The 26,305-nt window shown below is 62.7% G+C and carries 24 protein-coding genes and 1 pseudogene; 17 read left to right on the forward strand and 8 right to left on the reverse strand.

All coding sequences use genetic code 11. The annotated features are described in order from the left end of the window. Positions 1-11: 11 nt before the first annotated feature. The gene (locus BM70_RS0103285; protein WP_025854682.1) at positions 12-1,421 is read left to right on the forward strand and encodes a lipase; all 1,410 of its coding nucleotides are present in this window, start codon (positions 12-14) and stop codon (positions 1,419-1,421) included. Between the two features lie 156 nt (positions 1,422-1,577). Here BM70_RS0103285 and BM70_RS0103290 read toward each other — a convergent pair whose 3' ends face one another. After that, complete coding sequence (locus tag BM70_RS0103290; protein WP_025854683.1) at positions 1,578-1,802, reverse strand: YgdI/YgdR family lipoprotein; 225 nt, start codon at positions 1,800-1,802, stop codon at positions 1,578-1,580. Positions 1,803-1,988: 186 nt separating this feature from the next. On the opposite strand from BM70_RS0103290, the gene BM70_RS0103295 reads away from it, so the two are divergent. From BM70_RS0103295 to BM70_RS0103305, 3 genes are all read left to right on the forward strand, one after another. Then, a complete protein-coding gene (locus BM70_RS0103295) occupies positions 1,989-3,635 on the forward strand; it encodes a VRR-NUC domain-containing protein (RefSeq protein WP_025854684.1) in 1,647 nt (548 codons plus the stop codon). After that, on the forward strand, positions 3,632-5,887 hold the full coding sequence (locus BM70_RS0103300) for an ATP-dependent DNA helicase (protein ID WP_025854685.1): 2,256 nt from the start codon (positions 3,632-3,634) through the stop codon (positions 5,885-5,887). The genes BM70_RS0103295 and BM70_RS0103300 overlap by 4 nt, the downstream gene beginning before the upstream one ends. 80 nt (positions 5,888-5,967) lie before the next feature. Beyond that, a complete protein-coding gene (locus tag BM70_RS0103305; protein WP_025854686.1) occupies positions 5,968-6,900 on the forward strand; it encodes an alpha/beta fold hydrolase in 933 nt (310 codons plus the stop codon). Here the strand turns inward: BM70_RS0103305 and BM70_RS0103310 are convergent. Together BM70_RS0103310 and BM70_RS0103315 are read right to left on the reverse strand one after the other, a co-directional pair. Then, positions 6,863-8,329: a HAMP domain-containing sensor histidine kinase gene (locus BM70_RS0103310; RefSeq protein WP_025854687.1), complete on the reverse strand. Its 1,467-nt coding sequence runs from the start codon at positions 8,327-8,329 to the stop codon at positions 6,863-6,865. The two genes, BM70_RS0103305 and BM70_RS0103310, sit on opposite strands and share 38 nt — an antisense overlap. After that, positions 8,326-9,036: a response regulator transcription factor gene (locus BM70_RS0103315; RefSeq protein ID WP_025854688.1), complete on the reverse strand. Its 711-nt coding sequence runs from the start codon at positions 9,034-9,036 to the stop codon at positions 8,326-8,328. The genes BM70_RS0103310 and BM70_RS0103315 overlap by 4 nt, the downstream gene beginning before the upstream one ends. A 204-nt stretch (positions 9,037-9,240) precedes the next feature. Here BM70_RS0103315 and msrB point away from each other — a divergent pair, with 204 nt between their 5' ends. Genes msrB through msrA form a run of 3 tightly spaced genes read left to right on the forward strand, consistent with a single transcriptional unit; the run spans position 9,241 to position 12,248 of the window. Next, positions 9,241-9,741: a peptide-methionine (R)-S-oxide reductase MsrB gene (gene msrB / locus BM70_RS0103320; RefSeq protein WP_025854689.1), complete on the forward strand. Its 501-nt coding sequence runs from the start codon at positions 9,241-9,243 to the stop codon at positions 9,739-9,741. A gap of 35 nt (positions 9,742-9,776) precedes the next feature. Next, a complete protein-coding gene (locus BM70_RS0103325) occupies positions 9,777-11,537 on the forward strand; it encodes a cytochrome c biogenesis protein DipZ (RefSeq protein WP_025854690.1) in 1,761 nt (586 codons plus the stop codon). 15 nt (positions 11,538-11,552) lie between these two features. Next, a complete protein-coding gene (gene msrA, locus BM70_RS0103330; RefSeq protein WP_025854691.1) occupies positions 11,553-12,248 on the forward strand; it encodes a peptide-methionine (S)-S-oxide reductase MsrA in 696 nt (231 codons plus the stop codon). A 13-nt stretch (positions 12,249-12,261) separates the two neighbouring features. On the opposite strand, the gene BM70_RS0103335 is transcribed toward msrA, so the two are convergent. After that, positions 12,262-13,212 carry an alpha-E domain-containing protein gene (locus BM70_RS0103335; RefSeq protein ID WP_012724311.1) on the reverse strand — a complete coding sequence of 317 codons (951 nt, stop codon included), beginning with the start codon at positions 13,210-13,212 and terminating at the stop codon, positions 12,262-12,264. A gap of 2 nt (positions 13,213-13,214) precedes the next feature. After that, positions 13,215-14,624 (reverse strand): circularly permuted type 2 ATP-grasp protein, encoded by a 1,410-nt coding sequence (locus BM70_RS0103340; RefSeq protein WP_025854692.1) that lies wholly within the window; start codon positions 14,622-14,624, stop codon positions 13,215-13,217. 443 nt (positions 14,625-15,067) lie between these two features. Here BM70_RS0103340 and BM70_RS0103345 point away from each other — a divergent pair, with 443 nt between their 5' ends. From BM70_RS0103345 to BM70_RS33515, 3 genes are all read left to right on the forward strand, one after another. Beyond that, entirely contained in the window at positions 15,068-15,613 is a 546-nt protein-coding gene (locus tag BM70_RS0103345; RefSeq protein ID WP_025854693.1) for a hypothetical protein, read from the forward strand. Between the two features lie 85 nt (positions 15,614-15,698). Then, positions 15,699-15,911: a hypothetical protein gene (locus BM70_RS0103350; RefSeq protein WP_025854694.1), complete on the forward strand. Its 213-nt coding sequence runs from the start codon at positions 15,699-15,701 to the stop codon at positions 15,909-15,911. 11 nt (positions 15,912-15,922) lie between these two features. After that, positions 15,923-16,057, forward strand: a complete 135-nt coding sequence (locus BM70_RS33515; RefSeq protein ID WP_014718417.1) for a hypothetical protein — start codon at positions 15,923-15,925, stop codon at positions 16,055-16,057. On the opposite strand, the gene BM70_RS0103360 is transcribed toward BM70_RS33515, so the two are convergent. Both BM70_RS0103360 and BM70_RS0103365 read right to left on the reverse strand, forming a co-directional pair. After that, a complete protein-coding gene (locus BM70_RS0103360) occupies positions 16,048-17,415 on the reverse strand; it encodes a sodium:proton antiporter (RefSeq protein WP_025854695.1) in 1,368 nt (455 codons plus the stop codon). The two genes, BM70_RS33515 and BM70_RS0103360, sit on opposite strands and share 10 nt — an antisense overlap. A gap of 58 nt (positions 17,416-17,473) precedes the next feature. Further along, entirely contained in the window at positions 17,474-18,400 is a 927-nt protein-coding gene (locus tag BM70_RS0103365; protein ID WP_025854696.1) for a LysR family transcriptional regulator, read from the reverse strand. A gap of 114 nt (positions 18,401-18,514) precedes the next feature. On the opposite strand from BM70_RS0103365, the gene BM70_RS0103370 reads away from it, so the two are divergent. The 7 genes from BM70_RS0103370 (at position 18,515) to BM70_RS0103400 (ending at position 25,751) form a co-directional block, all read left to right on the forward strand. Next, positions 18,515-19,498 (forward strand): aldo/keto reductase, encoded by a 984-nt coding sequence (locus BM70_RS0103370; RefSeq protein WP_025854697.1) that lies wholly within the window; start codon positions 18,515-18,517, stop codon positions 19,496-19,498. A gap of 59 nt (positions 19,499-19,557) precedes the next feature. Continuing rightward, complete coding sequence (locus BM70_RS0103375) at positions 19,558-20,313, forward strand: CDP-diacylglycerol diphosphatase (protein WP_025854698.1); 756 nt, start codon at positions 19,558-19,560, stop codon at positions 20,311-20,313. A 158-nt stretch (positions 20,314-20,471) separates the two neighbouring features. Next, complete coding sequence (locus BM70_RS33820; RefSeq protein ID WP_025854699.1) at positions 20,472-22,466, forward strand: aminotransferase class I/II-fold pyridoxal phosphate-dependent enzyme; 1,995 nt, start codon at positions 20,472-20,474, stop codon at positions 22,464-22,466. A 40-nt stretch (positions 22,467-22,506) separates the two neighbouring features. Beyond that, positions 22,507-23,346: a transporter substrate-binding domain-containing protein gene (locus tag BM70_RS0103385; RefSeq protein ID WP_081782030.1), complete on the forward strand. Its 840-nt coding sequence runs from the start codon at positions 22,507-22,509 to the stop codon at positions 23,344-23,346. Next, complete coding sequence (locus tag BM70_RS0103390) at positions 23,346-24,050, forward strand: ABC transporter permease (RefSeq protein WP_025854701.1); 705 nt, start codon at positions 23,346-23,348, stop codon at positions 24,048-24,050. Before BM70_RS0103385 ends, BM70_RS0103390 begins: the two co-directional genes overlap by 1 nt. Positions 24,051-24,057: 7 nt before the next feature. After that, positions 24,058-24,756, forward strand: a complete 699-nt coding sequence (locus tag BM70_RS0103395; protein ID WP_025854702.1) for an ABC transporter permease — start codon at positions 24,058-24,060, stop codon at positions 24,754-24,756. Then, positions 24,753-25,751 (forward strand): DMT family transporter, encoded by a 999-nt coding sequence (locus BM70_RS0103400; RefSeq protein WP_025854703.1) that lies wholly within the window; start codon positions 24,753-24,755, stop codon positions 25,749-25,751. Before BM70_RS0103395 ends, BM70_RS0103400 begins: the two co-directional genes overlap by 4 nt. On the opposite strand, the pseudogene BM70_RS33530 reads toward BM70_RS0103400, so the two are convergent. Then, positions 25,707-26,246: pseudogene (locus BM70_RS33530) on the reverse strand (TetR/AcrR family transcriptional regulator); the annotation flags it as partial. The gene BM70_RS0103400 and the pseudogene BM70_RS33530 sit on opposite strands and share 45 nt — an antisense overlap. Positions 26,247-26,305 lie beyond the last annotated feature (59 nt).

The raw sequence follows: 26,305 nt of genomic DNA on the forward strand, positions 1-26,305 counted from the left end.
GAGGGATCGAGATGGGCGTGTTTGACTATAAAAACCTGGGCACCGAGGGTTCCAAGGCGCTGTTTGCGGATGCGATGGCGATTACGTTGTATTCCTATCACAACCTGGATAACGGCTTTGCCGTGGGGTATCAGCACAATGGCTTGGGGCTGGGCTTGCCGGCCACGTTGGTCGGGGCGCTGCTGGGGGGGACGGATTCCCAGGGCGTGATCCCCGGAATTCCCTGGAACCCGGATTCGGAAAAAGCCGCCTTGGCGGCGGTGCAAAAGGCCGGTTGGACGCCGATCAGTGCCACCACACTGGGCTACGGCGGCAAAGTCGACGCACGGGGTACGTTCTTCGGCGAGAAGGCCGGCTACACCACGGCCCAGGTCGAGGTGCTGGGCAAGTACGATGACGCCGGCAAGCTGCTGGAAATCGGCATCGGTTTTCGCGGCACCTCCGGGCCTCGCGAAACCCTGATCAGCGACTCCATCGGCGACCTGGTCAGCGACCTGCTTGCGGCGCTGGGCCCCAAGGACTATGCAAAAAATTACGTCGGCGAAGCCTTTGGCGGTTTGCTCAAGAACGTCGCTGACTACGCCAGCGCCCATGGCCTGAGCGGCAAGGATGTGGTGGTCAGCGGCCATAGCCTGGGCGGCCTGGCGGTCAACAGCATGGCCGACCTGAGCGGCAACACGTGGAGCGGCTTCTACAAGGACGCCAACTACGTGGCCTACGCATCGCCCACCCAGAGCGCCGGCGACAAGGTGCTGAATATCGGCTACGAGAACGACCCGGTGTTCCGGGCGCTGGATGGCTCATCGTTCAACCTGTCGTCCCTGGGTGTGCACGACAAGCCCCATGAGTCGACCACCGACAACATCGTCAGCTTCAACGACCACTACGCCTCGACGCTGTGGAATGTACTGCCGTTTTCCATCGCCAACCTGCCGACGTGGATCTCGCACCTGCCCACCGGCTATGGCGATGGCATGACGCGCATTCTCGAGTCAGGGTTCTACGAGCAGATGACCCGCGACTCGACGATCATCGTCGCCAACCTGTCCGACCCGGCGCGTGCCAACACCTGGGTGCAGGACCTCAACCGCAATGCCGAGCCGCATAAAGGCAATACCTTCATCATTGGCAGTGACGGCAACGACCTGATCCAGGGCGGCAAGGGCGCGGACTTTATCGAGGGCGGCAAGGGCAACGACACGATCCGGGACAACAGCGGGCATAACACCTTTTTGTTCAGCGGGCATTTTGGCCAGGACCGGGTGATCGGCTATCAGCCGACCGACAAGCTGGTGTTCAAGGATGTACAGGGGAGTGTGGATTACCGTGAACACGGCGGGGATACGGTGATCAGCGTTGGTGGGGATACGGTGACGCTGGTGGGGGTGAGCGGGGTGTCGGGCGAGGTAATGATCGGCTAGGACTGAAATGTGCGGGCTTGCTGTGGTGGGGGATTTGTTGTGGTGAGCGGGCTTGCAGTGGTGAGCGGGCTTGCCCCGCGCTGGGCCTGCGAAGCAGCCCCATTGGACTTGCGTCGGTACAAGTCTCCTCACCACAGCAAGCCCGCTCCGGGAGTATCAGTCTTCCTTGCGCACGGTGGCGACGTCGTCGGCCTTGACGCGTACACGCTTGCCAGCGATATCGGTGAACTCGTAGAAACCGTCGGCGGTCTTGGTGTTTGGGGTGTCCTTGGTCAAATACTGTGTGCCATTTTGCAGCGTTACCACGGTTTGCGTCGCGCAACCGGCCACTACCAGAAAAGTGAGTGCAACCAGTGGCAGACCCAAATTCTTCATGTTCATAACCCTTACCTTAACCTTGAAAAGTCCCACGCCAGACGCCGTGGGCGACAAATGTTACGCCATCGACTTCCCCATCTGATCACTTTTATGCAAAAAGTTGCAGGCGCCATTTATCTATTACCGATTGCAACCAGGCATTTGCGACGGCACTCTGTATGCATAACCAGTATCTGATCGCTGCACGCCATGGCCAATCCCCTCGAAGAACCGCTCTATTACCTGCATAACTTCCGCCAGGTCCTGCATTGGCTGGGGCAACGCTATGCGGATCTGCTCGACCCGGACGAACAGCATTTCATTCAGCATTTCGACAGGTTGCCGCAGGCGTCCCAGGCGTTATTGGTGCGCATGGTGATGCGCAAGGGCGTGCATTTTCGTGCGGGCAAGCTCAATTATGGCGAGATCGGTTGCACCCAGGCAGCGGTCGGGCCACTGCTTACACTGGGTTGGGTTGACGACGAATGCGTGCTGGCTTTTGAAGAACTGTTCCCCTTGCTGCAGAAAGGCGAGATCCTCGCTGCGTTCAAACCCTGGATCGACCAGCCCAAAGGCAAGAAAACCGATTGGCTGGAAGGGTTGTCGGCGCAGTTCACTGAGCGCCGCTGCTTTGCCCACTGGTGCCCCGACCTTACCGACACGCTGTACAGCCTTACCGTGATGGAGCTGTGCGATCGCCTGCGGCTGATGTTCTTTGGCAACTTGCATCAGGACTGGTCCGAGTTCGTGCTGGCGGACCTGGGCATCTACACCTATGAAAAAGTCGAGTTCTGCGCCGAATCCCGTGGCCTGCGCAGCCGTGACGACGTGCATGGGTTTCTGTTCCTGCACCAATGCCAGCAGGCCTTTGAAGCTGGTGAAGCACTGGAGGATGTACTGGCTGCGATTGCCACGCTGAACACCGACAACCCCTGGTTGGAAAAGCGCCGGGCCAAGCTGTTGTTCCAAGTGGGGCAGTATTGCGAGCGCACTGCCGAATTGGCGTTGGCGGAACGGATTTATCGCGCCTGCGCCTATCCCGGCGCACGTTCACGGTTGATCCGTGTGCTGGAGCGCCAGGAGGACTACGTGCAAGCCATGGCCCTGGCGAGCGCTGCCCAACAGGCCCCGGAAAGCGCCGCCGAGCAGCAACACCTGTTGCGTGTCATGCCACGCCTGCGGCGCAAGCTCGGTGAGCCGGCCTTGCCCAAGGTCAAGCCACGGCCCGTGACGCGCCTGGACCTGGCGCTCGCGCTACCTGACCCGTTGATGTCGGTGGAGTACTGCGTGCAGGCGCACCTCAGCGAACCCGACGGGCCCGTGCACTACGTGGAAAACGGCCTGATCAATTCGCTGTTCGGCCTGTTGTGCTGGGAGGTGATCTTCGCACCGCTGCCGGGTTCGTTTTTCCACCCGTTCCAACGCGGGCCGGCGGACCTGCACAGCGAAGACTTCCACCAACGCCGCGCACCGCTGTTCGCCGCGTGTTTCGAGCAATTGCAGGACGAGCGCTACAAAACCACCATCCGCCAACGCTATGCCGAAAAGTGGGGCATCCAGTCGCCTTTCGTGTTCTGGAACCTACTCAGCGAAGAACTGCTGGAACAGGCTTTGGCTTGCCTGCCCGCCGAACACCTGCGCTATTGGTTTGAACGGTTGCTGCTGGATATCCGCGCCAACCGCGCCGGCATGCCGGACCTGATCCAGTTCTGGCCCGCGCAAAAGACCTACCGCATGATCGAGGTGAAGGGCCCCGGCGATCGTCTGCAAGACAACCAACTGCGCTGGCTGGAGTTCTGCGGCGAATACCAGATGCCGGTGACGGTCTGCTATGTGCGCTGGGCAGCGTCCGCGTGAGCTACAGCGTTGCCGTGCGCGCACTGTGTGAGTTCACGGCCAAGGTCGGTGACCTGGACCTGCGCTTCACGCCGTCGCCCAGTGCCCAGGAAGGCATTGTCGGCCACCGCACCGTCGCCTCGCGGCGCAGCCAGCACTACCAGAATGAGGTGGCGCTCGAGGGTGTGTATCAGCAGTTGACGGTGCGGGGCAGGGCAGACGGCTACGACCCAGACGCCAACCGTCTGGAAGAAGTGAAGACCTATCGCGGCGACCTCGACGCCCAGCCCGCCAACCACCGGCAACTGCATTGGGCCCAGGTCAAAGTGTATGGCTGGTTGATGTGCCAGAAACTCGGTCTTTCCGAGATCGACCTGGCGCTGGTGTACTTCGATATCGTCGGCGAAGGCGAGACGCTGCTCACCCAGCGTTTTCAAGCCAGCGAACTGGAACCGTTCTTCAACCAGCAATGCGCGCTGTTCCTCGGTTGGGCCCAGCAGGAAATGGCACACCGCGACGCGCGCAACAGCGCAGCGCAGAGCCTGGCGTTCCCCCATGCAGGCTTCCGTCCCGGCCAGCGCGCGCTTGCCGAAACGGTGTACAAGGCCGTCAGCACCGGCCGCTGCCTGATGGCCCAGGCGCCGACCGGCATCGGCAAGACCATCGGCACGATTTTCCCGTTGCTCAAGGCCCTGGCGCCCCAGCAACTGGACAAGCTGTTCTTCCTGACCGCCAAGACCCCCGGCCGCAAACTCGCCCTGGATGCCGCCCAAGTGCTGCAAGCCAGCAGCCCCGGCTTGCCAGTGCGCGTATTGGAACTGGTGGCGCGGGACAAGGCCTGCGAGCACCTGGACAAAGCCTGTCACGGCGATTCCTGCCCCTTGGCCAAGGGCTTTTACGACCGCTTGCCCGCCGCACGCAGCGCCGCGTCAACGCTGCGCCTGCTGGACCAGCGCAACCTGCGCGAGGTAGCGCTGGCCCATGGCGTCTGCCCTTACTACCTGAGCCAGGAAATGGCGCGCTGGGCCGACCTGGTGGTCGCCGATTACAACTATTATTTCGACTTTGGCGCCATGCTGTTCGGCCTGGCCCAGCTCAATCAATGGCGGGCGGCGGTGCTGGTGGACGAAGCGCACAACCTGGTCGAACGGGCCCGCTCGATGTACAGCGCCAGCCTCGACCAGTACCACCTCAAGACCCTGCGCGACACCGCTCCAGAGCCGTTGAAAAAACCCTTGCAGCGCCTCAACCGTGAGTGGAACGCGCTGCACAAGGACCAGCTCGCGCCCTACCAGGCCTATGCCGCACGCCCGGAAAAACTGCTGCAGGCCCTGAGCCTGTGCGCCAGCCGCATGGGCGAGTATTTCAACGACCATCCCGAATCGCTGAGTGGCGACCTGCAAGTCTTCTATTTCGACGTGCTGCAATTTGCCAAGGTCGCCGAGCTGTTCAACGAACACTTCATTTTCGACATCAGCAAGCGCCAGCTCAGCGGCAAGCGCAGCAGCTCGACCCTGTGCCTGCGCAACGTGGTGCCCGCCGAGTTCATCCGCCCACGGTTGACCGCGGCCCGCAGCAGTGTGCTGTTTTCCGCGACGCTGAGCCCTCGTCATTACTACGCCGACTTGCTGGGCCTGCCGGCGGACACGGCGTGGGTCGATGTGGAATCACCGTTCAAGGCCGAGCAGTTGCAGGTGCGCATCGTCGACGCAATCTCCACGCGTTTCGTCCATCGCCACGCCTCGCTGGAACCTATCGTTGAGCTGATCGCCCGCCAGTACACGCAGCAACCTGGCAACTACCTGGCGTTTTTTTCAAGCTTCGATTACCTGCAGCAGGTGGCACAGCTGCTGGCCGAGCGACATCCGCAGATTGCGCTGTGGCAACAGTCACGCGGCATGGCCGAGGCTGAGCGCCAGGCCTTCCTCGACCAATTCACCGATCACAGCCAGGGCATCGGTTTTGCCGTGCTTGGCGGCGCCTTCGGCGAAGGCATCGACCTGCCCGGCGCCCGCTTGATCGGCGCCTTCATTGCCACCCTGGGGTTGCCCCAACTCAACCCGGTGAATGAACAGATGAAACTGCGCATGGGCGCGATCTTCGGCGCGGGCTACGACTACACCTACCTGTACCCCGGCATTCAGAAAGTGGTGCAGGCCGCGGGCAGGGTGATCCGCAGTCAGCAGGACCGTGGCGTGGTGATGTTGATCGATGACCGCTTCGACGAAGCGCGGGTACGTCAATTGTTGCCACGCTGGTGGGCGGTTGCATGAGTTATTCCCGCCATCAATGATGCTGGTGGCTGTGTAAGCCATGCTGCACGCTGGGCAACACCTTCGAAAAGGTTATGCCCATGAGCCAGCAACTAATCCACGTCAACGGTATTGAGTTAAGCGTTCACATAGCCGGCCCCGAGCACGGCTCGCCGATCTGGCTGCTGCACGGTTTTCCGGAGTGCTGGCATTCCTGGCGCGAGCAGATTCCTGCCCTGGCGGCGGCGGGCTATCGGGTGTTTGCCCCGCAAATGCGCGGCTACGGCCAGTCAAGTTCGCCGGCCGAGGTCGCCGATTATGATCTGCTGACGTTGTGTGGCGATATCCAGCAGGCCATGGATTACTTTGGCCATGGGCAGGTGGTGATGGTCGGCCACGACTGGGGCGCGGTCGTGGCCTGGCACCTGGCATTGCTCGAACCTGAGCGGGTTGCGCGCTTGATCACGATGTCAGTGCCTTTCGCCGGGCGTGCACGGCGGCCGGTGATTGAAATCATGCGCGAGCTGTACGCCGACCGCTTCAACTACATCCTGTATTTCCAGGAACCTGGAGTGGCCGAGCAGGAATTGAACGCCGATATCGAGCGTACCCTGCGCCTGTTCATGCAGGATCAGGACATGTTCCTGCAGAGGAAACCGGCGAATGCCCGGTTGCTTGAAGGCGTTGCGGCTCCAGTCGCCTTGCCGCAATGGTGTTCCCAGACGGATCTGGATATCTACGTGCAAACCTTCGCCGAGCATGGGTTTCGCGGGCCGTTGAACTGGTACCGCAACTTCGAGCGCAACTGGCAACGCACCGAAAACCTGGCCGGCAAGCCGGTGGTGCAACCCACGCTCTTCCTGATCGGCGACCGCGACCCGGTCGGGGTCTTCGAGGCTCATACGCTCAAGCGCATGCCGGACTCAGTGCCTCACCTGGAGCAGCATGTGCTGCCCAACTGTGGCCACTGGATCCAGAACGAGCAGGGGCAACGGGTCAACGCGCTGATGCTCGGGTTTCTAGGGAAAACATGAAAGTCGCCCCACGGCCGGGGCGATCCACCAGGCGAATGCTGCGCCCGTGCAGTTGCAAAATGCGGTGCACGATACGCAAACCCAGGCCGCCGTCGCGACGGGCGCCGCCGATGGTGAACGCCCGCAGGAACAGGCCTTCGCGCAGTTCGGCGTCGATGCCCGGGCCGCTGTCGCTGACGGTGACGGCAACGGCGTGGGTTTCGGGTGACAGGATCACCTCGATTTCGCCGTTCTCCGGTGTATGCCGCAAGGCGTTATCCAGCAGGTTGGTCAGCACCCGTTCGATCAGGCCCAGGTCAGCGAACACCGTAGGCACCTGCGGTGGCAGGGTCGCGGTAAGCGTGATGGCGCGGGCTTCGGCGGTCAGTTCGAATTTCTGGAAGATGTCCTGCACCAGGTCAGGCAATGAAAAACCTTCGATCACCGGCTGTACAAAGCCGTGCTCCAGGCGCACCAGCTCCAGCAGCGACTGGGCCAGGCCGCCGACTTTGCGGCTCTGGTCCAGGGCAATGCCCAGGTAGCGGCGACGTTCTTCGGGGCTCAGGCTCGCATCCTTGAGTGACAGGGTTTCCAGGTAGCCGTGGAGCGAGGCCAACGGCGTGCGCAGGTCATGGGAGATATTGGCGACCATTTCCCGGCGCTCCTGGTCCTGGTGGGTGATGGCCCGCCATTGTTCGCCGAGGCGGTTTTCCATCTGCACGAAGGCGTGGTCGAGCACGGCGATTTCATCGCCGCTGTTGAACTCGGGTGCAGTCGGTCCGGCAGGTTTGGGTGCGCCGTTGATATCGAACTGGCCGACTTTGTCGGTGAGCTGGCGCAGTGGCCGGGTGATCCAGGCAAAGGCAATCAGGCCGGCCATCAGGCAGAGCAGGGCGACCAGGCCGATGGACCACAATGCGATCTTCAACGCCATGCCGGTAGCATCCTTGGCGTCGTACACATCGTGGGCTTCACCGAGCAACACCACATACAGGAAGCCCGCCTGCTGGCCGCCCGCCTTGAGCGGCGCCGCGCTGAACACCTTGCGCCCATCGACGCTGCGCGGGTCGTCGCCGAGGATCGGCAGCATGGCACCGCTGAGGAAGCGCCGGATCGGCGCCAGGTCCACCTGTTCACGCAGCATGTGCCCGCTGGGTGCAGCGTTGCCGACCACGCGACCGTCGATATCGAGCAGGTACACCTCGACGCTGGGGTTGACCAGCATCAGTTGGCTGAACAGGTTGCGCACGGCGTCGGGCTTGAGGCCGTCGGCGTCCATCAGTTGGGTGTCGCGGGCAATGTGGGCCGCCAGGTCGCGGGACAGGCCTTGCACCACTTCCAGTTCGTGCATGTGGTTGGAGCGCACTTGCAGCCACGCCGAGGTGCCGCTGCAGATCAGCAGCAACACGGCGAACACCACCGACAAGCGCTGGGTCAGGCTGAGTTTCATGGCGGGCTCTCGGCAAACTTGTAGCCACGGCCCCACACCGTGAGGATGCGCGTCGGGTTGGCCGGGTCGGTTTCGACTTTGGCGCGCAGGCGGTTGATGTGGGTGTTGACCGTGTGTTCATAGCCTTCGTGGCTGTAGCCCCACACCGCGTTGAGCAGGTCCATGCGCGAAAACACCTTGCCCGGCTGGCGAGCGAAGAAGTACAGCAGGTCGAATTCCCGTGGGGTGAGGTCCAGGCGCTGGCCTTGCAGGGTGGCGTCGCGGGTCAGCGGGTTGATGAACAACTGGCCGAGGTCGAGGCTGCCGGCGTCCATCTTCAGGTTGCGCGCCATGGCGTCTACGCGGCGCAACAGCGCCTTTACGCGGGCCACCAGTTCCGGCATGGAAAACGGCTTGGCGAGGTAGTCATCCGCGCCCAGCTCCAGCCCGAGGATGCGGTGCAATTCGCTGGAGCGTGCGCTGGTGATGATGATCGGCGTGTAGCGCGTCATGGCGCGGGCGCGCCGGCAGATCTCCAGGCCGTCGACGCCGGGCAGCATCAGGTCGAGGATCAGCGCATCCCAGCCACCTTGTTCCAGCAGGCGCAGGCCTTCGTTGCCGTCGGCACTGTGCACCACCTCGAACTGTTCATCACGCAGGTGCAGACAGATGAGGTCGGCGATATGGGCATCGTCCTCGACCACCAGGACACGTTTGGGCTGATCCATGTAGAGAAACCTTCACTTGTAGTTCGCGCATTGTGCGGGTTTTGCCACCGTGTAGTTATCACGAATTGTTTAACTCTGCGTGAGGATTCCGCGACCGTCCTACGAGCATGATCGCCTCATTGGTAACGGTAAGCACCTCTCATGTGGTGAGCGAGCTTGCTCGCTCACCACAGGTGCTGCGCCAGTCATAAATTGGAGAACATCATGTACTCACGCCGACAACTATTACTGGCCAGTGGCGGCCTGGGTGTCGCTTTCCTGGCCGGCGGGCTGCTCAAACAGCTCAACATGGTCACCGAAGCGGAAGCCGCCGAGACCTTCGAAGTCACCCATACCGACGCCGAATGGCGCAGCCTGCTCACCGCCGAGCAATACGCCGTCCTGCGCGAGGAGGGCACCGAGCGCCCTTATACCAGTGCCCTCAACGACGAACACCGCGCCGGCACCTTCGCCTGCGCCGGCTGCGCCTTGCCCCTGTTCTCTTCAACCACCAAATTCGACAGCCACACCGGCTGGCCCAGCTTCTGGCAGCCACTGGACAACGCCGTGGCCAGCCGTACCGACACCTCCTATGGCGTGGTGCGCAAGGAAGTCCACTGCCGTCGCTGCGGCGGTCACCAGGGGCACGTGTTCGATGACGGCCCGGCGCCTACCGGCCTGCGCTATTGCATGAATGGCGCCGCCATGACATTCACGGCGGCTTGAGCCGATGTTTTTTCATTCGTATAAGGGAAGATCCCATGTGGCTTCTGGTTCTCGCGTACCTGGGCGGTGTGCTGACAATCGTCAGCCCGTGCATCCTGCCTGTTCTGCCTTTTGTCTTCGCTCGCACCGGGCAGCCGTTTTTGCGCAGTGGCTTGCCGCTGTTAGCGGGGATGGCGGTGACATTCGCCCTGGTGGCCTCGCTGGCGGCGGTGGGCGGCGGTTGGGTGGTGCAAGTCAATCAATACGGGCGCTGGCTCGCGTTGCTGTGCGTTGCCCTGTTCGGACTCACGCTATTGCTGCCGCAACTGTCGGAGCGTCTGACGCGCCCACTGGTCGCCGCCGGCAGTCGCTTGTCGGAAGCCGCCGGGGCCGATGCCAGGCCGCGTCCGGGCGCATCGTTCCTGATCGGCGTGGCCACCGGGCTGCTGTGGGCACCCTGCGCCGGACCGATCCTGGGGCTGGTGCTCACCGGCGCCGCGCTGCAGGGCGCCAGCATCGGCACTACCTTGCTGTTGCTGGCCTACGCCGCCGGTGCTGCCACCTCCCTCGCGCTGGCATTGCTGGTCGGCGGTAAAGTCTTTGGCTTCATGAAGAAATCCCTCGGCGCCGGTGAATGGCTGCGCCGTGGCCTGGGTGCGCTGATGCTGGCCGGTGTGGCCGCGATTGCGCTGGGCCTGGATACCGGCGTGCTGGCGCGGTTGTCGACGGCATCGACCGGTGGCCTGGAACAAAGCCTGGTGAATAAGCTCAACGCCAAGCCGGAACCAAAAGGCGGGGCGATGATGGCGGGGGGCGCAATGATGGCCGCCGCCAACCACAGCGACACACTGCCGATCGAAGGTGCGCTGCCACCGCTGGATGGCGCTGTGCAGTGGCTCAACAGCCCGCCACTCACTGCCGAAGCACTCAAGGGCAAGGTGGTGCTGGTGGATTTCTGGACCTATTCCTGCATCAACTGCCTGCGCAGCTTGCCGTACGTGAAAGCCTGGGCCGATAAATACCGCGACGAGGGCCTGGTGGTGATCGGTGTGCATGCGCCGGAATTCGCCTTTGAGCGTGACGTCAGCAACGTCACCAAGGCCATGAAAGACCTGGGTATCACTTACCCGGTGGCGATCGACAACAACTACAAGATCTGGCGCGCATTCAACAACCAGTACTGGCCGGCCCATTACTTTGCCGATGCCAAGGGCCAGATCCGCTACCACCACTTTGGTGAAGGCGAGTACGCCGAGTCGGAACGGGTGATCCAGCAACTGCTGCGCGAAGCCGGCGCCAGGAACGTCGCGGGTGGCTTGATCGAAGCCGATGCCCAGGGCGTGCAGCAAGCGCCGGACACGAACGAAGTGCAGTCGCCGGAAACCTACCTGGGCTTCCAGCGTGCCGAAAATTTCGTCAGCACCGGCACCCTGGCGACCAACCAAGTGGCGAACTACCCGGTCGCCGGCCACCTGGCCCTGAACAACTGGACCCTGGAAGGCCAATGGAACGTCGGCGGCCAGCAAGCCACCCTCGACCAGGCCGGTGGGCGCATCGTCTACCGTTTCCACGCCCGTGACCTGCACCTGGTGCTTGGCCCTGGCGCCGATGGCAAGCCGGTGCGTTTCAAGGTCACCATCGACGGCCAGGCCCCGGGCGACGCCCACGGCACCGACGTTGCACCGGATGGCAGCGGCAGTGTCACCGAGCAACGTTTGTACCAGCTGGTGCGTCAGCCGGGTGCCGTGCAGGACCGCACCTTCACCATTGAATTCCTTGACCCCAATGTGTCGGCGTATGCCTTCACCTTTGGTTAACCCGGAGTGCCTGCCATGAATGTATTCAAATACCTGCCCGTGTTGGCCTTCGCCGCGTTCGTCGGCCAAAGCCAGGCCTTTTCCTTCGGCGCCGCCGACGACGCCGTGGTGATCGCGCCACCCGCCCTGGACCTGCCCGCCGAAGCCGGCAACCTGCAAACCGCCGTCTTCGCCGGCGGCTGTTTCTGGGGCGTACAAGGGGTGTTCCAACATGTGCAAGGCGTGAAAAACGCCGTGTCCGGCTATGATGGCGGCGCTGCGAGCACGGCGCAGTATGAGTCCGTCAGCGACGGCAACACCGGCCACGCCGAGTCGGTGTCGGTCACCTACGACCCGAGTAAAATCAGCTACGGCAAATTGCTGCAAATCTACTTCTCGGTGGCCCACAATCCCACCGAACTCAATCGCCAAGGCCCTGACACCGGCACCCAGTACCGTTCGGCGATCTTTGCGCAGAATGCCGACCAGCAAAAAGTCGCCCAGGCCTACATCGCCCAGCTGGATGCGGCCAAGTCCTTCGACAAACCCATCGTCACTAAAATCGAGATGGGCAAGGCGTTCTACCCGGCGGAGTCCTACCATCAGGATTTCCTCACCGAGAACCCGTCCTACCCTTACATCGTGATCAATGATCTGCCGAAGGTGGCGCAGCTCAAGAAACTCTTCCCCGACCAATACCGCGCCGAGCCGGTGCTGGTAAAACACCAGTAACCCCGGTTGTGGATTACACAACCTCCAGGTACGAGCTGTGAATCGCCCGCGCCAGCTCGCGCACGGTGTCGATAAACTCGGTGAGACGGCTGTGCAGGCCGTCTTCAAGGATCTCATCGATGCCGGTGTACCTCAGTCGCGCCTCGAACTCCGCTGCCAGGCGCTGCGCCGTGCGCCCATAACTGCCGGGCAGATCCGCGAGGATATGGCTCAATTCCTCGATACACGCATGCAACGAACGCGGCACATCACTGCGCAGCAACAACAGCTCCGACACCGACCGCGCATTCAATGCATTCGGGTACAACTCGGTGTACGCCTCGAACGACGACAGCGCGCGGAGCAGGGCGCTCCACTGGTAATAACCGCGTGCCGACAAATCGCTGACTTCTTCCGACTCTTCGCCAAACATCTCGTAACGCGCATCCAGCAAACGCAGGGTGTTGTCCGCACGCTCGACAAAGGTGCCCAGGCGGATAAACCGATAGGCGTCATTGCGCATGATTGTCCCGGAGGTCGCCCCGCGGAACAGGTGGGAACGCTGCTTGACCCAGTCACAGAAGTGGCTGATGCCGTGTCGCGCCAGGCCGCCGGCGGCGATGCTGCGCATTTCCAGCCAGGTGGCGTTGAGGTTTTCCCACATGTCGGCGGTGATGCGCCCGCGTACGGCGTGGGCATTGCCGCGTGCGGCGCGCAAGCAGTTGTAGATGCTGGCGGGGTTTTCTTCGTCGAGGGCGAAGAAGTGCAGCATGCGTTCGGCGTCCAGCTGTTTATGACGCTCCAGGTAGCTGTCCAGGGTGCCGCTGCTGAGCAACGACATGGCCAGTTCGTCCAGGCCGTCACTGCGCCCGGCCTGGGGCATCAACGACAACGAGTAACTGACTTCCAGCATGCGCGCCAGGTTCTCGGCGCGCTCCAGGTAACGGGACATCCAGTACAGATCTGCGGCGGTTCTACTCAACATGCTCAGCCCTCCACCACCCAGGTGTCCTTGGTTCCGCCGCCCTGCGACGAGTTGACGATCAACGAGCCCTCCTTGAGCGCTACGCGGGTGAGGCCGCCGGGCACCAGGCGAGTTTCCTTGCCCGACAGTACAAACGGCCGCAGGTCGATATGCCGTGGGGCGATGCCGTTTTCGACAAAGGTGGGGCAGGTGGACAGGCTCAAGGTCGGTTGGGCGATGTAAGCATGGGGACGCGCCTTGATGCGCTGGCGGAAGTCCTCGATCTCGGCGGCGGTGGAAGCCGGGCCGACCAGCATGCCGTAGCCGCCGGAGCCCTGGGTTTCCTTGACCACCAGTTCCGGCAGGTTGGCCAGTACGTGGGACAGTTCATCGGGTTTGCGGCACTGGAAGGTCGGTACGTTTTGTAGCACCGGCTCCTCATCCAGGTAGAAACGGATCATTTCCGGCACATAGGGGTAGATCGACTTGTCGTCGGCCACGCCGGTGCCGATGGCATTGGCCAGCACCACATTGCCGGCGCAATAGGCAGCGACCAGGCCGGGCACGCCGAGCATCGATTCGGGGTTGAAGGCGTTGGGGTCGAGGAAGGCGTCGTCGATACGCCGGTAGATCACGTCCACCGGCTTGGGGCCATCGGTGGTGCGCATGAATACCTTGAGGTCGTGCACGAACAGGTCGGCGCCTTCCACCAGTTCCACGCCCATTTCCCGGGCCAGGAACGCATGTTCGAAGAAGGCGCTGTTGAAGCGGCCCGGCGTCAGGACCACCACATTGGGGTTGTCCAGGCGGCTGGAGCTCTTGAGGGTCTTGAGCAGCAGGTTGGGGTAGTGGTCCACCGGCGCGATGCGCTGCTTGGCGAACACCTCGGGGAACAGGCGCATCATCATTTTGCGGTCTTCGAGCATGTAGCTCACGCCGCTGGGCGTACGCAGGTTGTCTTCGAGCACGTAGTAGGTGCCGTCGCCGTCGCGCACCAGGTCCACACCCGAGATATGCGAATAGATGTCGCGGTGCAGGTCCAGGCCGACCATGGCCTTCTGGTAACCCTCGTTGCCCAGCACCTGGTCCGCGGGAATGATCCCGGCCTTGATGATGCGCTGGTCGTGGTAGATGTCGGCAAGGAACATGTTCAGCGCGTTGACGCGCTGGATACAGCCGCGTTCGATCACGCTCCATTCATTGGCGGGGATGCTGCGCGGGATGATGTCGAAGGGGATCAGGCGCTCGGTGTCTTGCTCGTCGCCATACAGGGTGAAGGTGATGCCAGCACGGTGGAACAGCAAATCGGCTTCACGGCGACGCTGGGCCAGCAGTTCCGGCGGCGTATTCGCCAGCCAGCGGGAGAAATCCTGATAATGCGCACGGCACTCGCCATTTGCGTCATTCATTTCATCGAAGAAAGTTCGAGCCATTCCAGTACCTTGTCAGTGCCGAGGGACGCTTGGGTGGCACTGCCGTTTCAAAAAACGCATTTTTATAAGGGCCGTGGCTAAGGGTGCCAACGGGCCTGGTCCTTACTTTCTTATGGGGTCGGCTCTGGGTCGGGGGGTAACGAATGCTCCTGTATCCGGGCAGATGAATGGATAAAGCAATGCTTGTGCCGGAACCGAAAATTACTTGTAGTGAGCGGGCTTGCCCCGCGCTGGGCTGGGCAGCGGCCCCAGAAAGAGCGGGAGCGCTGCGCACTCCAACGCGGGGCAAGCCCGCTCACCACAGAGACCCACTCACTACAGCAAGCCTGCTCACCATAAGGGGGCAGCGCCTGGCGGGTGCCCCGACTTGGTGCGCGAACAAACTTGAACTTCACCCGGCCCCGATTCTTCTAACGGGACTCGAACCTGCGTGGAGCACTGTCGTGCCCAGAATCATCTCTCCCAATACGCCGGAAGCGGCGCTGGCCGACCACAGCGAGCACAACGCCAAGATCTTCGGCTCACCCAAGGACCGCCTGGACTTCTACCGGCGCGAAATCCAGTACGAAACCACCATCCTGGCCAACCGCACCGATGCTTACCTCACGGCGCAATCGTTCCTGGTCATCGCCTTTGTTTCCGGCATGGGCAACCTCAACCCGGAGTGGGGCAAGCTGTTCACTCTGGTAGTGCCGGTGTTCCTGGTCTCGCTGGGCATTCTCAGCTCCCTGAATGCCTGGCCGGGCATTCGGGCGGCGTACGAAATCATCGATCACTGGCACTACAAGCAGAGCGAACTGCTGCGCAGCGAGCCGGTGATGGGCATGGCCTACGATGAATCGCCGCTGTTTTCCGAAATGGAGTCGTCCCACAAGGGCTACCGCAAGTCGCTGCTGTTCTCCATGCGGGCACCGTGGCTGTTCATGGTGTTCTGGCTGGTGCTGGGGATGTACGCGTTCTATATCCAGGTCGACAACCCGATCCGGTGAGCAATCGGACGGAACTTCGCCGGTTGGCGCGGCGCCTTACTTGTAGGCCCTGCTGATTTCCCACCGGCCTGTAACGAGGTGACCCATGAGCACAAGCAAAGACCCGCAACTCGATAACCGCAACGACCCGGCCATCGACGGCGGCGAACCGGCTCCCGGTACCGCTGCCGACGCGCCGAAGGACCCGGTCCCGGCCAAAGACCCCAAGGCCAAGGAAAACGACTACAGTCCAGACTTCAAGCCCGAGCGCGAGCCCAAGCCTGAAACCGATGCTGATATCGACACCCAAGGCGGTTAGAGGAGACGGTCATGTCCAAAGAACTCGACGACGAACTCAACGACCCGGGCAATGAAGACCCCGGCTCCCTGATGGATGATGCAGAAGTGCCGCTCAACGATCTGGATGAAGCGGCGGATGTGGGCAATACCGAGAATCAGGACTGAGTCTTTACCGGTTGCGCTTTTACCCTGGCACGTCGTTCATACCACGCCAGCATCGGCTGGGTACTCAGGCCATGAACGACGATGCTCAGGGCAATCACTGACAGGGTCAGGTTCACTGCTACCGCGCTGCTGGTGCCGATCAACCCGTGATTGAGCGCATAGAACAGGTAGTAAATGCTGCCGATCCCACGAATACCGAACCAGCCCATCAACCCGCGCTGCTGACGATCGATCAGGCTGCCCCAGGGCATCGCCAGTACGCCAATCGGGCGGATCACACAGAACAGCAACGCCGCCACCGGCAGTGCGCGCCAATCCCAATGGCTGACCAGCACGATGCCCAGCACCGTCACCAGGAACACCTCCATCGAACGCTCCACCAGGCTGCCGAACGAGAGCATGTCGCCCATCATCACGCCGGCGGCGATCTGGGTGTCCTCCAACTCGCTGACATCGCCTTGCAGCGCCTGTTCCGGCTCCACCTCCAGGTGGCCCACCACCGGCAACGCCAGGTGCTCCGACGGGGTTTGCGAATGGCCCGTGGAGCGGAACTCCGCCTGGCGTAACCCGAGCCCCGCCGCGAACACCGACAGGAAGCCATAGCCGCCCACCGCCTCGGCGACCACATAGGCCAATGCGATCAGTGCGAGCGTCAGGTAGTCATTTGGCGAGAGCGTGCTGTCACTGTTGGTGATGCGCAACCACAGGGTCACGCGGCCAATGCCGCGGCCCATCCAGTAGCCGATCAACAACCCGGCCGGCACCGCCCAGAGCAGGTTCTTCAGCACCCAACCGCCCAGCCAGTCGCCGTCGAACCCGCCGTGCTGCATGAACAGCAGGGCGAAGATCACAAACGGGAAGGCCGTGCCGTCGTTCAAGCCCGCTTCGCCGGACAGCCCGAAGCGCAGCGCGTCATCGTCCTGGGCATTGTTGACCTGCACCAGGCCCGCCAGCACCGGGTCAGTCGGGGCCAGAATCGCGCCCACCAGCAGTGACACGCCCCACGACAACGCAAACAGGTAATGCAGCGCCAGGCAGATGCCAAGGATGGTCAGCAGCATCACCGGCCCGGCCATGCCGAACGCGATGCGCCAGGTCCGGTGCTTGAGTGGCAGGCGCAGCTTCAAGCCGCTGACGAACAGCGAAAACAGCACCGCGACTTCAGTCAGGTGCTCCATCCAGCGCGCGGAGTTTTTGATGTCCAGGTGCAACAGGTCGACGCCCAGCGGGCCGATCCCTACGCCCAGCAGCAGGCACACCGCCGAGGTGGTGACCGGCATCCAGCGCAGGTAGGAAGAGGTGAGGGCAAGGGTGAGCAAGACGGCGCCCAGTACGGCCATCCATAGAATAAAAGTCATCGAGCGTGCACCGAGGCCGTGGTCTGTTCAGGTTGGAGGACCGCGGCCGGTGACGGGTTCAATGTGATTGGATCAACTGTGAGCCGATGGTTTTCACGCGGATCATGTCCATCAACTGGCGCAACCCCGGCTGCGACTGACGGCGGCTCGGGTAGTACATGCACAGCGGTTCCCCCAGGCAGCTCCAGTCGGGCATGACCTCCACCAGGTGACCGGCCTTGAGTTCCTGTTCCACGCGGTTGGACAGGCAATAGGCAATGCCCACCCCCTGCCGCGCGGCATTGACAATGGTCTCGGTGTCGGCCGCGCTGAAGTGGCCGGGCACATCGATACGCTGCTGACGCGCACCGTTGCCCAATTCCCATTTGTAGGTGGTCTTGTCGCCCAGGTACATGCGAATGCATGAATGCTGCAGCAGATCCCTGGGTTCACGCGGTGTGCCTCGGCGCGCGAGGTAGTCGGGGGCGGCGACCATGATCCAGCGCAACTCGCCGGTCAGCGGCACGGCGACCATGTCCTGGGGCACGGTGGCGCCGTAGCGGATACCCGCGTCGTAGCCCTCGGCGATGATGTCGATCATCTGGTCCTGCACGATCATGTCCAGGCGCAGTTGCGGGTAGGCGGCGCAGAAGTCCCCGAGAATCGGCGTCAGCAGCAATACCGCCGCATCCCGCGGCACGTTCAGGCGCAGCCGGCCGATGGGGGCTTCGCGGTACAGCTCCAGGGTGTCGAGGCCATCCTTGATGGTGGCAAAGCCCTGGCTGAGTTTTTCTGCCAGCAGGGTGCCGGCGTCGGTGGGTTCCACGGCGCGGCTGGTGCGATACAGCAGCTTGACGCCCAGGCGGGTTTCCAGGTTGCGCATGGTGTGGCTCAACGCCGAGGTGGTCACGCCCAGCTCGTGGGCGGCGTGGCGAAAGCTGCGACGCCGGATGATGGCCATGAACACGTTGAGATCAGCCAGTTCGGAACGGTTGAAAGCCGCCATTTCAAGTCTCTTTTGTTGGAGTTCGGTTGCATGCGGCGTTGAGCCCGATTCAACCCAGGATGACTTAGAGTAATTGCTTTTCTAAGCATTATTGCGGCCCGCAGGGATTTTTTTATGCACGTTGAGACCATCAGAATTGCCGGCATCGACCAAGCGGTCTCACGGGTTGCCCTCGGCACCTGGTCCATGGGCGGGCACCTGTGGGGCGGGGCGGACAACGATCAAGCCATCCGCACCCTGCGGCATGCCTTGGCGATCGGCATCAACCTGATCGACACCGCACCGATCTACGGCTTTGGGCTCTCCGAAGAGCTGATCGGCAAGGCCTTGCGTGGCGTGCGCCACAGCGCCGTGATCGCCACCAAGGCCGGGCTGCAATGGGACACCGGCAGCACCCGGCGCAACGCCACGGCCCAACGCATCCGCAAAGAAGTCGAAGACTCATTGAGGCGCCTGGAAACCGACTACATCGACTTGTACCAGATCCACTGGCCCGACCCCTTGGTGGCCCAGGAAGAAACCGCCGATGAGTTGGAGCGCCTGCGCCGCGAGGGCAAGATCCGCGCCGTCGGCGTGAGCAATTACTCCTCCGCGCAAATGGATGACTTCAGCCAATACACCGCGCTTGCCACGGTGCAGCCGCCCTACAACCTGTTCGAGCGCGCCATCGACAGCGACATCCTGCCGTACGCCAAGCAGCATTCCCTGGTGGTGCTGGCCTACGGTCCGCTGTGTCGGGGCCTGCTCAGTGGCAGCATGCACTCGGCCACGCGCTTTGCCGGCGACGACGTGCGCAAGCTCGACCCCAAGTTCAAAGGGCCACGTTTCGACCAATACCTGGCGGCCGTGGCCGCGCTGGACATGTACGCCCGTGAGTGCCACGGCAAATCGGTACTCGCCCTGGCCCTGCGCTGGGTGCTGGACCAGGGCCCGACCATCGCACTGTGGGGCGCGCGGCGGCCGGAGCAGTTGAAAGGCTATGAAGAAGCCTTCGGCTGGCACCTGACGCCCGAAGACCTGATGCACATCGACCGGATTCTGGCCAGCACGATAAAAGATCCGATCGGCCCGGAATTTATGGCCCCACCCAAGCGTTAACCCTTCGACAGGGATGTCGGCAGCCAAAAAACAACATCCCTGTACGTCGAGGTTTTTGCATGAAGCGCGGTACCGTATTCACGATCGCTGGTGGTTTGCTCTGTGGGCTGGTGCTGGTGGGCGCCTGGAAATGGCGGGGCAACCCGGACGCCTTGTGGCAGATCGTCAGCCAGCAATGCGTGCCGAGCCAGCAACAGCATCACACCCCCAACCCGTGCCTGGCGGTGGACCTGGACCGTGGCTACGCGTTGTTCAAGGACCGCAACGGCCCGTTGCATGACCTGCTGATTCCAGTGGACAAGGTCACCGGTATCGAGGACGTCGCCCTTGGCCGCCACCTGCTGCCGCATTACTTCGCCCAGGCCTGGCAGCATCGTCGCGTGTTGTCCGAGGGGCTGAAAAAGCCGATTGCCGATCAATTTCTCGCGGTGGCGATCAACTCCCGTTACGGGCGCTCGCAAAACCAGTTGCACGTGCATATCGCCTGCTTGCGCCCGGACGTCTATATCGCGCTCAATCAGCAGGCCAAGGGGTTGGGCGAGCAATGGCAGGTGCTGCCGACGCAATTGATGGGCCATACCTACCGTGCGCGGGTCATGTCTGCCGCCGATGTCGAATTGCTCGACCCGTTGGCATTGCTGCGCGACTACGTCGATGCCCAGGACGGATCCATCAGTCACTACGGCCTGCTGATGACGCCGCGCGCCGATGGCAGCTTCGTGCTGCTCACCACGCACGTAGCGCTTACCGAACTGAACCTCGGCTCGGCCGGCGAGTTGCAGGATTATCGCTGTGACCTGATGAGCCAACTGTAAATTCGCCAAAATCACCACAACGACCTCTTTGGACGATAAACGACACCGGGCCGAACATACCCATTGAACGACTGTTCAGTTTGAACTATGTTGACCGCATCCACCCGTTGCACAGCAACCGGGTTCGCGCTTTTTCTTCTTGAACGAGAGGCTCTGGCATGCGGTTTTCCCCCTTCGTCGATCGAATTGCAGGGCAGGGCGTAGCCGCCTGGGACATCCACCACGCCGCGTTCCAGGCGGCCAGCCAGGGCGAAGACATCATCATCCTCAGCGTCGGCGACCCTGATTTCGCCACGCCATCCTTCATTACCGATGCCGCCGTCACTGCCTTGCGCGAGGGTGACACCCACTACACCGAAATCCCCGGCCGCCCGGCACTGCGCGAGGCCATTGCCGCGCGCTATAGCAAGACCCTGCAACGCCCACTCGATGCCACCAACGTCATCACCGTCGCCGGTGCGCAGAACGCGTTGTTCGTGACATCGCTGTGCCTGTTGCAGGCCGGTGACGAGGTGCTGGTGCTGGATCCGATGTACGTCACCTACGAGGCCACGCTCAAGGCCAGCGGCGCGACGCTGGTACGTGTGCCGTGTTCGCCGGAATCGGGCTTTCGCCTCGATGCGCAGTTGCTCGCCGCCGCAATCACGCCGCGTACCCGCGCCATTTTCTTCTCCAACCCGAACAACCCGACCGGCGTGGTGCTCGACGCGCAGGAGTTGCAAGCCATCGCCGACCTGGCCATCGCCCACGACTTGTGGGTGGTGGTGGATGAGGTCTACGAAAGCCTGGTGTTCGACGGCGAATACCACAGCCTCGCCGCGCTACCGGGCATGGCGGAGCGCTGTGTGGTGATTGGCAGCTTGTCCAAGTCCCACGCCATGACCGGTTGGCGCATCGGCTGGATCATCGCGACGCCGCAGATGGTCGCCCATGCCGAAACCCTGGTGCTGAGCATGCTCTACGGCCTGCCGGGCTTCGTGATGGAGGCCGCCACTGCCGCAGTGTTGGCCCATGACGACGTGACCCAGGGCATGCGCGAGATTTACCGGCGCAGGCGCGACCTGGTGGTGGCGGGGCTGAGTGCGTGCCCAAGGATCAAGGTGCAGGCGCCGCAAGCAGGCATGTTTGTGCTGGTGGATGTGCGCGATACCGGCCTTGGCTCGCTGGATTTCGCCTGGCGCTTGTTTCGCGAAGCCGGGGTGTCGGTATTGGATGCCGCCGCGTTCGGTGAGCCCGCCCAAGGGTTCGTGCGGTTGTCGTTCACCCTCGGCGAAGAGCGTCTGGCCGAGGCCTGCCAGCGCATCGCGCAGTTTGTCGCCAAGCTGACCGGTGAACCGCGTGTCGCGGTGGCGCCCAGGCTTGAAGTTGCTCCCCCTGAGCACGCCAGGGCGATGATCGAAGTTGTCGACCTGCACAAGCGCTTCGGCAATATCGAGGTGCTCAAGGGTATTTCCCTCACGGCCCACGAAGGCGATGTGATCTCGCTGATCGGCGCCAGCGGCTCGGGCAAAAGTACCTTGCTGCGCTGTATCAACATGCTCGAAGTGCCGGACCAGGGCAGCATCCAGGTGGACGGCGAACGCATCAAGCTCAATTACGGCTGCCCCGGTGCGCCCTTGGTGGCGGACGCCAAGCAACTGGTACGCATCCGCTCGACCCTGGGCATGGTGTTCCAGAACTTCAACCTGTGGCCGCACCGTACGGTGCTGGAAAACCTGATCGAAGCCCCCACCCAGGTGCTGCGCGAGAGCCGCGCCGAGGCCATCGAACGCGCCGAAGCCTTGCTCGACCGTGTCGGCCTGGCCGCCAAGCGCAATGAGTACCCGGCGTTCCTTTCCGGTGGCCAGCAACAGCGCGTGGCGATTGCGCGTGCGCTGGCCATGCGGCCCAAAGTCATGCTGTTCGACGAGCCCACCTCGGCCCTCGACCCGGAGCTGGTGGGCGAAGTGCTGCGGGTGATCCGCTCCCTGGCCGAGGAAGGCCGCACCATGATCCTGGTCACCCATGAAATGGCCTTCGCCCGGGATGTGTCGTCGAAAGTAGCGTTTCTGCACCAAGGCCTGATCGAAGAAGCCGGCTCGCCGGATGCGGTGTTTATCGACCCACGCAGTGAACGTTGCCGACAGTTCGTCAACGCGCATCAAACTCGCTAACTCCAGAAAAAGACGGGGCAAAATCATGAAATCCAAACGTATGGCAACGTGGTTGAGCAGTGCAGTGTTGATGGTGGCCGCAAGTTTCACCTGGGCGGCAGATAAACCCATCGTGTTTGCGGTGGCGGCCGAACCCTATCCGCCGTTTACCGTGAAGGGCGGTAACGGCCAGTGGTCGGGGTTTGAAGTGGACCTGATCCACAAGCTCTGCGAAGGCATGAAAGCCGAGTGCCAGATCAAGGAAGTGGCGTGGGACGGCATCATTCCATCGCTGCTGGCGAAGAAGATCGACGTGATTTTCTCGTCGATGTCGGTGACCGATGAGCGCGAAAAACAGATTGCCTTCAGCCGCGCCTATTACGACTCCCTGCTGGGTGTCGCCGGGCCCAAGGGCAGCGAAGTCGAGATCTCCCCGGCGGGCCTGAAGGGCAAGTTGATCGGCGTGCAGATCTCCACCGTCAGTGCCAACTACCTGAAGAAGTATTACGAAAACATCGCTGACCTCAAGTACTACGACACCCAGGAATCGGCCAACGCCGACCTGATCGCCGGGCGTATCGACTACATGATGGCCGACGACACCGCCATCGCCATGATGGTCAAGACTCCCGAAGCCAGCGGCCTGGCGCACATTGCCAGCGTGCCCTACGACCCGATCATCGGCCGTGGCGTCGGTGCCGGCTTGCGCAAGGAAGACACCGTGCTCAAGGCCCGGCTGGACAAGGCCATCGGCGAGTTGCTGGTGAGCAAGGACTATGACGACCTGTCGCAGCACTACTTCGGGCTGTCGGTGAGCCCATGCAAACGCAGCGATACCCCGGCGTTCGTGAGCAAGACCTGTGACAGCCCGTACCAACAAGTCGCCCAGAAGACCGAATGATGTTCGACCTTCTCAGCTTCGGCGAACAGGGGTGGGGTAATGCGCTGCTCAAGGGGTTATGGATGACCCTGCAGATCTCCGCCGGCTCCTTCGCGGTGGGCTTGCTGATCGGCCTGGTGGTGGCCTGCGCCAAGCTCAGTGCGCCGCGCCCCATCGCGATGCTGATGCGCGGCTACACCACGGTGTTTCGTGCGGTGCCGGAGCTGTTGCTGATCCTGCTGCTGTATTACGCAGGCTCCATGGGCCTCAACGCGCTGATGCTGTGGATGGGCTTCGAACAGGTGAACATCAGCGGCCCGTTGGTGGCGATCCTGGTGTTGGGCCTGGTGCAGGGCGCCTACGCCTCGGAGATCTTTCGCGGGGCGATCCTGGCGATCCCCCACGGGCAGATCGAAGCGGCGCGGGCGTTTGGCCTGAGCGGGTTCGGCCTGTTCCGGCGCGTGACCCTGCCGATCATGGCGCCCTTTGCCCTGGCCGGCATGTCCAACCTGTGGATCAACCTGATCAAGGACAGCGCCTTGATCAGCGTGGTCGGCACCAACGAATTGCTCTACACCGCCAAGCAGGCGGCGGGCTCGACACGCCAGTACCTGCTGTTCTACCTCACGGCCGCCGCCTTGTATTACCTGGTGACGCTGGCTTCCAACTACCTGTCCGGGCGCCTGGAGCGACGTATCCGTCGCTGGCTGCCGGCTGTCGAGTGAGCGGTTCATGCCTGATTGGATAAGCTATTACGCCGGCCTGATCGCCAAGGGGTTGCAGACCACCTTGTCGCTGCTGGTGATTTCGGCGGTATTCGGGTTTGCCCTGGCGGTGCTGGTGGCGCTGGCGCGGCTGTCGCGGCGCAAATGGCTGGCGCGCAGTGCGCTGGCGTACACCAGCGTGCTGCGCGGTACGCCGCTGCTGATCCAGATCTACATTTTCTACTATGGCCTGGGCAGCCTGTTCGCGCAGTTCCCGATGATCCGCAGCAGCTTCCTGTGGCCGTACCTGCGCGATGGCTACTGGTACATCGTGTTTGCCCTGGTGCTGTCGGTCGGCGCCTACGTGGGCGAGGTGATTCGCGGTGGCCTGCTGGCCGTGCCCAAGGGTGAAATGGAAGCCGCCTCGGCTTTCGGCATGACCCCACGCCAGTCGCTGCTGCGGGTCCGCTTGCCACGGGCGATGCGCTTGTTGCTGCCGACCCTGGCCGGGGAGACGGTGATGCTGCTCAAGTCCACCGCTCTGGCCTCGACCATTGCCGTGGTCGACCTGCTGGGCGCGGCCAACGTGGTGCGCGCGCAGACCCTGCAGATCTACCAGCCACTGCTGCTGGTGGCGGGTGTCTACCTGTGCCTGACCTTCCTGATCGAAGCCATCTACGCGATTGCCGAGTGGCGCGGCACGCCCCTGCGCAGGTCGGCCGGATGAAACAGGACCGCTCGCTGCAAGGGATTGCCTTGTGCGCCCTGGCCTACGCATTCCTGGCGTTGCAGGACGCGGTGATCAAATGGCTGGTGGCCGATTATTCGGTGTTCACCATTCTGTTCTGGCGCAGCCTGGTGGTGGTTGGCGCCTGCGTGATTGCCGGGCGCCTGGGGTTGTTGCGCCGTGCATGGACCTCGGCCAGCCGGCGCTTGCTGATCATTCGCGGGCTGTTGTCGTTGCTGGCCTGGTTGCTGTACTACACCGCTGCCAAGGACCTGAGCCTGGCGGAAATGACCACGCTGTATTTCTCCGCGCCGATCATGGTCACGCTGCTGGCGGCGCTGATCCTCAAGGAACGCGCCAGTCGCGGCCAGTGGATCGCGCTGATCATCGGCTTTGTCGGCGTGGTGATCGCCTGTCGCCCCAGTCATATGGTGGACCCGCTGCCCATCGCGCTGACGCTGGCTGCCGCCTTGTGCTGGGCGTTTACCTACATCCAGTTGCGCCAGGTCGACCCGACCACATCGGTGCTGGAGCAGATGCTGATCACCAACGTGGTGTTTGTGCTGTGCATGGCGGTGACCTTGCCCTGGACCCATACGCCATCGCCCACCCCGGCGTGGCTGGGCATGCTGGCAGCGGGCCTGGTGGGCGGTATCGGCCAGTTCCTGCTGTTTGCCAGTTTCCGCCGCGCCACGGCGACGTTGCTGGCGCCGTTCGAATACACCGGGCTGATCTGGGCGTTCCTCTTGTCGAGCCTGGTGTGGGGCACGCTGATGGATGGCTCGCTGATTGTCGGCGCGGTGTTGATCGCCATCAGCGGCACCCTGGCCATGCTCAGTGCGCGGCACCCGGTGTCACAGGATGTGGTCGGCGCCGAATGCTCCGTGACGCAACCCCTGTACCCAGCAGCGGCAGATGTGCAGCCCGTTGGCGGGGCTGAAGGTACCGGGGTTGAGGCAGCCCTCGAGCCAGAGTCCGTCGAGCATCGCCGATAGGCCAATGGCGGCCAGGTGGCTGTCGTGGATCACCAGGTGTTCGCTGCGGGCCAGGTCGTCCAGCAATTGCTGGATCAACGCCAGGTAGGCGTGGTAGCTGTTTTCGTGGGACTGGTTCACGTGGGGCGAGTGGCGGATCAGGCTCCAGAACACCACCCACACGCCGAGCAGGTCGGGGTCCATGACCCTGGGCGAGAACGAGGCAGTGAGGAACGCGTCCAGGCGCGCGGCAGCGCCGTCTGCCAACTCGACCTGCTCCCACAGGGCAGTGGTCAGCTCGTTGGCCAGCTTGTGGTAGGTCTCGGCGATCAGTGCGTCGATGGTGCCGAAATGGTGGTTGAGCAACCCCACCGACACCCCGGCCTCGGAGGCGATGCGCCGCACGGAAATCCCGGCGTGCCCATCGCGGGCCAGGCAGGTGAGGGTGGCGGCAATCAGCAGGTCCCGGCGTTCGTCGGGGTCGGCACGGCGCAGTTTGGGAGGGTCGATGGTCATGGGCAGGCCTTTGATGAAACACCACAGCGTTCAGGTTAGTTGAACATGTGTTCAATCTC

The sequence above is a fragment of the Pseudomonas sp. CHM02 genome (assembly GCF_000612585.1).
Lineage (GTDB): Bacteria > Pseudomonadota > Gammaproteobacteria > Pseudomonadales > Pseudomonadaceae > Aquipseudomonas.

What these genes read in the sequence shown, in the direction of transcription:
- BM70_RS0103285 (WP_025854682.1), top strand. Translation starts at nt 12, where the DNA reads ATGGGCGTGTTTGACTATAAAAACCTGGGCACCGAGGGTTCCAAGGCG.
- BM70_RS0103290 (WP_025854683.1), bottom strand. Translation starts at nt 1,802, where the DNA reads ATGAACATGAAGAATTTGGGTCTGCCACTGGTTGCACTCACTTTTCTG.
- BM70_RS0103295 (WP_025854684.1), top strand. Translation starts at nt 1,989, where the DNA reads ATGGCCAATCCCCTCGAAGAACCGCTCTATTACCTGCATAACTTCCGC.
- BM70_RS0103305 (WP_025854686.1), top strand. Translation starts at nt 5,968, where the DNA reads ATGAGCCAGCAACTAATCCACGTCAACGGTATTGAGTTAAGCGTTCAC.
- BM70_RS0103310 (WP_025854687.1), bottom strand. Translation starts at nt 8,329, where the DNA reads ATGAAACTCAGCCTGACCCAGCGCTTGTCGGTGGTGTTCGCCGTGTTG.
- BM70_RS0103315 (WP_025854688.1), bottom strand. Translation starts at nt 9,036, where the DNA reads ATGGATCAGCCCAAACGTGTCCTGGTGGTCGAGGACGATGCCCATATC.
- msrB (WP_025854689.1), top strand. Translation starts at nt 9,241, where the DNA reads ATGTACTCACGCCGACAACTATTACTGGCCAGTGGCGGCCTGGGTGTC.
- BM70_RS0103325 (WP_025854690.1), top strand. Translation starts at nt 9,777, where the DNA reads ATGTGGCTTCTGGTTCTCGCGTACCTGGGCGGTGTGCTGACAATCGTC.
- msrA (WP_025854691.1), top strand. Translation starts at nt 11,553, where the DNA reads ATGAATGTATTCAAATACCTGCCCGTGTTGGCCTTCGCCGCGTTCGTC.
- BM70_RS0103335 (WP_012724311.1), bottom strand. Translation starts at nt 13,212, where the DNA reads ATGTTGAGTAGAACCGCCGCAGATCTGTACTGGATGTCCCGTTACCTG.
- BM70_RS0103340 (WP_025854692.1), bottom strand. Translation starts at nt 14,624, where the DNA reads ATGGCTCGAACTTTCTTCGATGAAATGAATGACGCAAATGGCGAGTGC.
- BM70_RS0103350 (WP_025854694.1), top strand. Translation starts at nt 15,699, where the DNA reads ATGAGCACAAGCAAAGACCCGCAACTCGATAACCGCAACGACCCGGCC.
- BM70_RS33515 (WP_014718417.1), top strand. Translation starts at nt 15,923, where the DNA reads ATGTCCAAAGAACTCGACGACGAACTCAACGACCCGGGCAATGAAGAC.
- BM70_RS0103360 (WP_025854695.1), bottom strand. Translation starts at nt 17,415, where the DNA reads ATGACTTTTATTCTATGGATGGCCGTACTGGGCGCCGTCTTGCTCACC.
- BM70_RS0103365 (WP_025854696.1), bottom strand. Translation starts at nt 18,400, where the DNA reads ATGGCGGCTTTCAACCGTTCCGAACTGGCTGATCTCAACGTGTTCATG.
- BM70_RS0103370 (WP_025854697.1), top strand. Translation starts at nt 18,515, where the DNA reads ATGCACGTTGAGACCATCAGAATTGCCGGCATCGACCAAGCGGTCTCA.
- BM70_RS0103375 (WP_025854698.1), top strand. Translation starts at nt 19,558, where the DNA reads ATGAAGCGCGGTACCGTATTCACGATCGCTGGTGGTTTGCTCTGTGGG.
- BM70_RS33820 (WP_025854699.1), top strand. Translation starts at nt 20,472, where the DNA reads ATGCGGTTTTCCCCCTTCGTCGATCGAATTGCAGGGCAGGGCGTAGCC.
- BM70_RS0103385 (WP_081782030.1), top strand. Translation starts at nt 22,507, where the DNA reads ATGGCAACGTGGTTGAGCAGTGCAGTGTTGATGGTGGCCGCAAGTTTC.
- BM70_RS0103390 (WP_025854701.1), top strand. Translation starts at nt 23,346, where the DNA reads ATGTTCGACCTTCTCAGCTTCGGCGAACAGGGGTGGGGTAATGCGCTG.
- BM70_RS0103395 (WP_025854702.1), top strand. Translation starts at nt 24,058, where the DNA reads ATGCCTGATTGGATAAGCTATTACGCCGGCCTGATCGCCAAGGGGTTG.
- BM70_RS0103400 (WP_025854703.1), top strand. Translation starts at nt 24,753, where the DNA reads ATGAAACAGGACCGCTCGCTGCAAGGGATTGCCTTGTGCGCCCTGGCC.